The following is a 7,383-nucleotide window of genomic DNA, read 5'->3' on the forward strand; positions in this document are numbered from 1 at the left end:
CAGCCGCCGGTTTCTGGTTTGAGAAGCAGTCGCTCAACCCGGTCCGCCTGTGGTTCCTACCTGTAAAATGCTGGAAATGATAATGGCTATGCATGCTAATTTTCGAGATCAGTTCATTTCATTCGTCAAACCGTTCTCCACGGGGATACTGGTGGCATTCGTTTTATTGAGTGCAACCTGTCTGCCTGCCGCTGAGAAACAGCCGAACCAGAAGCAGATTCAATTTTTTGAATCGAAGATTCGGCCTTTGTTAATCAAACACTGTTATGACTGTCATGGTCCGGATGAACAGGAATCCGGGTTACGCGTTGATACCTTTAAACACATCGTCAAGGGTGGCAAAGCAGGGGCGTTGCTCGTTCCCGGAAAGCCGGAACAGAGTATCTTGATCACGGCTGTCAATTATCAGTCTGCCGATCTGAAGATGCCTCCTGAAGAAAAGCTGAGCAAGCAGGAAATTGCCGACCTGACCACCTGGGTCAAAATCGGGGCCCCCTATCCCAATGCCGATATGAGTCTCCTTAGAGCGTCAAAAGGCAAAGGGAAATTTGATATCAAGAAGGAGCGGGAGTTCTGGTCGTTTCAACCAGTGAAAAAGCCAGCGGTGCCTGCTGTCAAAAACCGGTCATGGGTTAAGAATCCCATTGATCAGTTTGTATTACACGAGCTGGAGCAGGCCAAGATCACGCCTGCCAAACCGGCTGACAAACGCACGCTCATTCGTCGTACGACATTTGACATAACCGGGCTACCTCCGACTCCACAAGAGATCGATAATTTTTTGAATGATCAGTCGCCGCAGGCATTCGAAAAAGTAGTAGACCGCCTGTTGGCATCGCCCCATTATGGCGAACATTGGGCACGTCACTGGTTGGACATCGCGCGGTATGCCGATTCGAACGGGTTAGATGAAAATGTCGCCTATGGTACCGCATGGAAGTACCGCGATTATGTCGTGAATGCTTTAAACAAAGACAAACCGTATGACCTGTTCCTCAAAGAGCAACTGGCCGGCGATTTACTCGAACCAGCCAAAGATGTCGCTGAACGGAATGAGCGTTTAATTGCGACCGGATTTTTGTCATTAGGTCCGAAGGTTCTGGCGGAAGTCGATGAAACCAAAATGGAGATGGATATCATCGACGAGCAGATCAATACCATTGGTGTTTCCCTGATGGGGATGACACTGGGATGTGCCCGCTGCCATGACCATAAATTCGATCCGATTTCGGCGTACGATTATTATGGGATCGCGGGAATCCTGAAAAGCACCAAGATCATGGAGCATTACAAGAAGGTTGCCCGCTGGCATGAAAATTCACTCGGGACCGATGCCGAGTTGAAGGTTCAGGCGGGATATGATCAGAAGATCAAAGCAGAAGAAGCAAAAGTTGCCGCCCTGGTGAAATCGGAAAATGAACGATTAAAGAAAGAGGGTGGCAAAGAGTTTAAACTGCCTGCCAAGCCGGAGCCTACTTATTCTAAAGAGGCCCAAGCGGAATTAAAGAAATTTCGGGCGAAAGTTGCGTCACTGAAAAAGGAACGCCCTGAAATTCCGACTGCATTGGGAGCCGCCGAACGGGAAACGATCGATTTGCCCATTCACATTCGCGGCAGTCATTTGACATTGGGAGAAACCGTTCCGCGACATGTTCCCGTTGTTCTGAATCAACAGCCGCAGAAACCGTTTTCCAAGAAACAGAGTGGGCGTCTGGAATTCGCAGAATGGCTTGGGAGTCGAGATCATCCATTGGTTTCGCGCGTCATTGCGAATCGGGTCTGGCGCTGGCATTTCGGTAAAGGCATTGTGGCAACCCCCGATAACTTTGGAAGATTGGGAGCAAAACCTTCTAACCAGGCTTTGCTGGACTGGCTGGCTGTGAACCTGATGGACGAGGGCTGGTCGCTCAAAAAATTACACCGCATGATTTTACTTTCCAATACCTGGCAGATGAGCAGTGAAATGAATGAGAAAGCCGCCGCCATTGATCCCGACAATAAGTTGATGTGGCGTGCCGATCTGCGTCGTCTGGATGCGGAATCTATTCGTGATTCAATCCTGGTTGTCAGTGATGGGCTGGACGCCACATTGGGAGGCTCGTTACTCAATGTCAATAACCGTGAATTCGTCTTTAATCATGAATCAAAAGATGGTGTGACTTATGATTTTAACAGACGATCAATTTATCTCCCGGTAATCCGCAATCATTTGTTCGGGATGTTTATGTTATTCGATTATGCAGATGCCAGCGTGCTGAATGGAGATCGATCTTCAACAACGGTCGCGCCACAGGCTCTGTTTATGTTGAACAGCCATCTTGTCGAAGGTGCCTCGCAACGTTTGGCGGATACGATCTTAAGTCAAACGGCACTCTCACCGGAACAAAAAATAGAACAACTGATGTTGAAAGCATATGGGCGTTTCCCATCTGAGCGGGAAGTCAAAAAATCGCTGCAGTTTCTGCAGGAACTGGAACAGGAATTACAGAGTGAGGAATCCGATTCTCAAAAACGGATCAATCGTAGCTGGCAGGTTTTCTGTCAGTCCATTTTTGGGTCGAGTGAATTTATCTATCTCCGATAAACGTTGATCAGAATTAAAACCATCTAAATCAAAAATCATTTTTAATAGAGACCTGTCATGAGTATCCTACCTCAATCACTATTTTCCCGACGTGACCTGTTAAAAAAGTCAGCAGTCGGATTTGGAAATCTTGCCTTACTGTCGATGCTCAATGATGAAGCAAAGGCGGCTAAGGGACACGATCCGCTGGCACCTAAGGAGCCTCATTTTACGCCGCGGGCCAAACGTGTGATCTTCCTGTTCATGAAGGGCGGACCGTCCCATATGGATACGTTTGATTACAAACCGCAACTGCAGAAGTATGACGGAAAGCCGTTGCCTTTTGACAAACCCCGGGTTCAATTTGCGCCCACTGGAAACTTGTTGAAATCGCCCTGGAAGTTTAAGCAGTACGGCGAGAGTGGAATTCATGTCAGTGAGTTATTTCCCAATGTGGCAGAATGTGTTGACGATCTGTGTATTATCAATTCATTGCATGGAACGAACGCCGCGCATGGGGGCGCGTTACTTAAGTTGCATACCGGCAGCGATGCCTTTGTTCGTCCGAGTATGGGCTCATGGGTGACCTATGGTCTGGGAACCGAGAATCAGAATTTGCCGGGCTTCATTACAATTTGTCCGACCTTGGCGCATGGTGGAGTGAAGAACTGGAGTTCTGCCTTTTTGCCGGCTCCTTATCAGGGGACTCCATTGGGGAATGCCGCGGTTGCAGCCGAACAGGCGCAGATTGAATTTATCAAAAATGGTTTTCTGTCTCGTAAAGTGCAACGGAAACAGATTGATTTTCTGAACGATCTCAATCGTCAGCATCAACAGCAGACTGGTCCGAATCAGGTTCTGGAGGACCGAATTGGTTCATTTGAATTAGCATTTCGTATGCAGGAAGAAGTTCCGCAGGTTCAGGATATCTCCGGCGAAACCGTAGCTACGCGCAAGATGTATGGTCTGGATGAAGAGAAGACGGCTGACTTTGGTCGTCAATGTTTAATGGCCCGTCGTTTTGCAGAACGGGGCGTACGCTTCATTCAGGTATCTCATAGTGACCAGAAAGTGCAATGGGATCAGCATGGGAATCTTTTGGAAGGGCACGGCAAAAATGCAAAAGAAGTCGATAAACCAATTTCCGGTCTGCTGAAAGATTTGAAACAGCGCGGTTTGTTGAAAGATACTTTAGTCGTCTGGGGTGGAGAATTCGGCCGCACACCAACTGCACAGGGAAAAAATGGCCGCGATCATAATCCCGAAGGATTTACCATGTGGATGGCGGGAGGCGGTGTGAAAGCCGGTTTCCAATATGGTGCCACCGATGAATTCGGTTACTACGCGACCAAAGATAAAATGCACATTCATGATTTTCACGCTACGCTCCTGCATCTTCTGGGCATGAATCATGAAAAGTTGACCTATCGCTATGCCGGACGAGATTTCCGTCTAACCGATGTTGCCGGTCATGTGGCACATGGTGTTCTGGCGTAATTGACGAACCCGATCACCGTTGATGTATTGAGTATGAAAACCCTCTTTCATTGAAATGAGGGTTTTTTGCTGCGCATTGAGCCGCAAACAGCAATTCATCGTCTTGTATTTCCATCGTGTGAATGATTGAGATGAATGATCACTTCACATTAAGCGAAATAAAACAGGTGCGGGTCTGCTGAGATTGAAAAACGCGAGTCTGGCAGACTATGATGCACGCTCGGAGAGCTTGCATGTGTTGAGCCTCTTTTCTATGTTGTTCCCACGCAGGCCTGAATCTGGCCTTTGCATCAGCGTTTGTTTATGAAATGTGAATCCGTTATGAGTTCCTATATGAAAAAGAAATGGCGTTCCACGACGATTTTAACAGTACGTCATGAGGGGGCGGTTGCCATCGGCGGCGATGGGCAAGTGACTCATGGCGATACCGTCATGAAAAGCGATACTCGTAAGATCCGAAAAATCCTTGATGGTCAAGTCATCTGTGGTTTTGCGGGTTCTACGGCTGATGCTTTTGCACTTTTGGAGCGGTTTGAAGTCAAAGCCAAGGACTATCCCGGAAATATGCCACGCGCGGCTACAGAACTGGCGCGCGACTGGCGGACCGACCGGATTTTACGAAAGCTGGAAGCTCTGATTATCGTTGTCAATCAGGAGCATAGTTTGCTGATTACCGGTCAGGGGGATGTGGTCGTTCCCTCGGATGGTGTCATAGGCATCGGATCCGGCGGAAATTACGCAACCGCAGCGGCGCGGGCGCTCATCGCACATTCTCAGTTGTCGGCTGCAGAAATTGTGAAAACATCATTAGGCATCGCTTCAGAAATCGATATCTATACGAATAATAATATCATCGTGGAGGAGCTTCAGTGCAAGAGTTAACGCCTCGACAGATTGTCGCAGAGCTGGATAAACATATTGTCGGTCAGGATGACGCAAAACGTGCGGTGGCGATTGCACTGAGGAATCGCTGGCGCTGGCAGCAATTGCCGGAAGAGATCCGTAAAGAAATTACTCCGAAAAATATCATCATGATCGGGCCCACGGGGGTCGGGAAGACGGAAATTACACGTCGCCTGGCTCAGTTGATTGAGGCTCCTTTCATCAAAGTGGAAGCGACCAAATACACGGAAGTGGGTTATTACGGCCGCGATGTCGAGAGCATGGTTCGTGATCTGGTCGATTCTGCCAAGAATCTGGTGCGTGAAAAGAAGCGCGTGGAGCTGGTCGATAAGGCAAAGGTACGTGTCGAAGAACGTCTGCTCGATCTGCTGGTGCCCCCTCCGGATTGGGAACCCTCTCATCTTGAGTCGACTGAAGAGGATCAGAAAGAGGATTCTAAAGATCGCTACGAACGCACGCGGGACAAATTTCGAAAAATGTTGAGTAAGGGAGATCTGGAAGACAAAGAAGTTGAGATATCGATAGATCAGAAAAGCTCTCCCGTGCAGGTGTTTTCGAATATGGGCATGGATCAAATGGACGTTGATCTACAGGGAATGTTAGAGAAAATGATGCCTGGCCAGAGCAAGAGTCGCAAACTGACCGTCAAAGAAGCGCGCAAGGTTTTGCTCGAACAGGAAGTGGAAGGGTTAATGGATAAAGATGCCATTGCCGAAGAAGCGATCGAACTGGCGGAGCGGAACGGAATCGTTTTTATCGATGAGCTTGATAAGATCTGTACGTCCGAGGAGGGGGGCGGGAGTCGTGGTGGCGATGTCAGTCGGCAGGGTGTGCAACGCGATTTGCTTCCGATTGTGGAAGGCACGACGGTTCAGACTCGTAGTGGCTCCGTGAAAACAGATTACATGTTGTTTATCGCAGCCGGTGCCTTTCATCGAACGAAACCTTCAGATTTAATGCCCGAACTACAGGGACGGTTTCCCATTCGCGTGGAGCTGAAGGAGCTGACGCGTGATGACTTCTTGAGAATTCTGACCGAGCCTACCAGTTCCATTACAATGCAGTATCAGGCTTTATTGAAAACAGAAGGGGTCAAGATAAAATTTGAAAAAGATGGTCTGGAAGAACTGGCGGAAATCGCGTTTCAGGTGAATCAGACGACGCAGAATATTGGTGCCCGTCGACTGCATACGATATTAGAACGATTGTTGGAAGAGGTCAGCTATGATGCACCTGATCTCACGGTAAAGAAAATCAAGATCGATGCCGCTTATGTACAACAAAAACTGCACGCGATTGTTGAGGATGAAGATCTTAGTAAGTTTATTCTATAACGCAGGTATTGTCTCTCACTGAAGCCTGTGTCAAGCTGGATGAGTTCCTGTGTTTTTGTACGAAAACGAATTGATTGGAGCGTTCTTCCAGAAAGTAAAGTGGCATGGACGAAAACTGGGACAGCGATGACGAATTCGAAGAGGAATATGAAACCGATGATGAATATGAAACTGAGACGGTAGCCTGTTCAAACTGTGGCGCAGACGTATATGAGGATGCCGTAAGTTGCCCCGCGTGTGGAGAATATCTGGGAGTGAATACGCATCCTTTCAGTGATCGCCCGCGCTGGTGGGTTGCATTGGGAGTGCTGGGAAGCATTGTTACGATTTTGTGTCTCATATTTTTTGCTTGAAACAGAAGAGGAAGAGGCGCGGATGAGGTTTGATAAGATCATTCTGGGTTCCAGATCACCTCGTCGGAAAGAGTTGCTGTCTCTATTGATTCCCCCGTCAGCCATTTGTGTATTACCGCCGCGAAATTCTGAAGAGGCAGGCTTTGATGAATTTTCCGATTTGGAATCGATCTCCGCACAATTACTTTCGATCTGCACGGCAAAAAATAACGATGTTTTTTCGCAAGTAAAATCTTCATCGCATTCAGGAGACCCCGTCTTAACGGCAGATACGATTGTTGTGGTCAAGGGGGAACAGACAGGACATCGCGTCTTAGGGCAACCACCTGCAGGACCCGGGTGGGAACTGACGGTTCGAGACTGGTTTGTTGAGGAGTATGCCGGAAAAACTCATCAGGTGCTGACGGGGCTCTGCTTTCGGACTGGAGACCAGATCATCACCGAAATGGCGCAGACTCTGGTGACTTTTCATGACATAGACTTCGTCAAACGACATTTGGACTGGTATCTCTCTTCTCAAGAGTCAATCGGCAAAGCCGGTGGCTATGCCGTGCAGGGGGCCGGCAGTCTATTTGTTCAACGCATTGAAGGTAGTCTGTCGAATGTTGTAGGATTACCTTTGGAGCTGGTAATTCGTTTGTTGGACTAAATACGGTTGTTTCTGGACTGTTGTTTTTTGAACTGTTATTTTCCGGGCTGTTGTTTTCTTATTTGAAATTTAAAGAGTCTCATG

Annotated in this window: 6 protein-coding genes; all 6 read left to right on the forward strand. The window is 48.1% G+C overall.

The annotated features are described in order from the left end of the window. Window positions 1-82: 82 nt before the first annotated feature. The 6 genes from Q0668_RS25660 (at window position 83) to Q0668_RS25685 (ending at window position 7,299) form a co-directional block, all read left to right on the forward strand. A complete protein-coding gene (locus tag Q0668_RS25660; RefSeq protein ID WP_298869418.1) occupies window positions 83-2,584 on the forward strand; it encodes a PSD1 and planctomycete cytochrome C domain-containing protein in 2,502 nt (833 codons plus the stop codon). Between the two features lie 57 nt (window positions 2,585-2,641). Continuing rightward, window positions 2,642-4,060, forward strand: coding sequence for a DUF1501 domain-containing protein (locus tag Q0668_RS25665; RefSeq protein ID WP_298869419.1), 1,419 nt, complete (start codon window positions 2,642-2,644; stop codon window positions 4,058-4,060). 333 nt (window positions 4,061-4,393) lie between these two features. Next, the gene (gene hslV / locus Q0668_RS25670; protein WP_298869420.1) at window positions 4,394-4,942 is read left to right on the forward strand and encodes an ATP-dependent protease subunit HslV; all 549 of its coding nucleotides are present in this window, start codon (window positions 4,394-4,396) and stop codon (window positions 4,940-4,942) included. Further along, window positions 4,930-6,297: an ATP-dependent protease ATPase subunit HslU gene (gene hslU / locus Q0668_RS25675; protein ID WP_298869422.1), complete on the forward strand. Its 1,368-nt coding sequence runs from the start codon at window positions 4,930-4,932 to the stop codon at window positions 6,295-6,297. Before hslV ends, hslU begins: the two co-directional genes overlap by 13 nt. Window positions 6,298-6,401: 104 nt before the next feature. Then, window positions 6,402-6,650 (forward strand): zinc ribbon domain-containing protein, encoded by a 249-nt coding sequence (locus Q0668_RS25680; protein WP_298869423.1) that lies wholly within the window; start codon window positions 6,402-6,404, stop codon window positions 6,648-6,650. A gap of 22 nt (window positions 6,651-6,672) precedes the next feature. Continuing rightward, window positions 6,673-7,299, forward strand: a complete 627-nt coding sequence (locus Q0668_RS25685; RefSeq protein ID WP_298869424.1) for a Maf family protein — start codon at window positions 6,673-6,675, stop codon at window positions 7,297-7,299. Window positions 7,300-7,383 lie beyond the last annotated feature (84 nt).

Origin of the sequence: uncultured Gimesia sp. (genome assembly GCF_937910335.1) — a bacterium.
Classification (GTDB): domain Bacteria; phylum Planctomycetota; class Planctomycetia; order Planctomycetales; family Planctomycetaceae; genus Gimesia.

Bases quoted from the DNA above. Each gene is read 5' to 3' on its own strand.
- Q0668_RS25660 (WP_298869418.1), top strand. From the start codon at position 83: ATGGCTATGCATGCTAATTTTCGAGATCAGTTCATTTCATTCGTCAAA.
- Q0668_RS25665 (WP_298869419.1), top strand. From the start codon at position 2,642: ATGAGTATCCTACCTCAATCACTATTTTCCCGACGTGACCTGTTAAAA.
- hslV (WP_298869420.1), top strand. From the start codon at position 4,394: ATGAAAAAGAAATGGCGTTCCACGACGATTTTAACAGTACGTCATGAG.
- Q0668_RS25680 (WP_298869423.1), top strand. From the start codon at position 6,402: ATGGACGAAAACTGGGACAGCGATGACGAATTCGAAGAGGAATATGAA.
- Q0668_RS25685 (WP_298869424.1), top strand. From the start codon at position 6,673: ATGAGGTTTGATAAGATCATTCTGGGTTCCAGATCACCTCGTCGGAAA.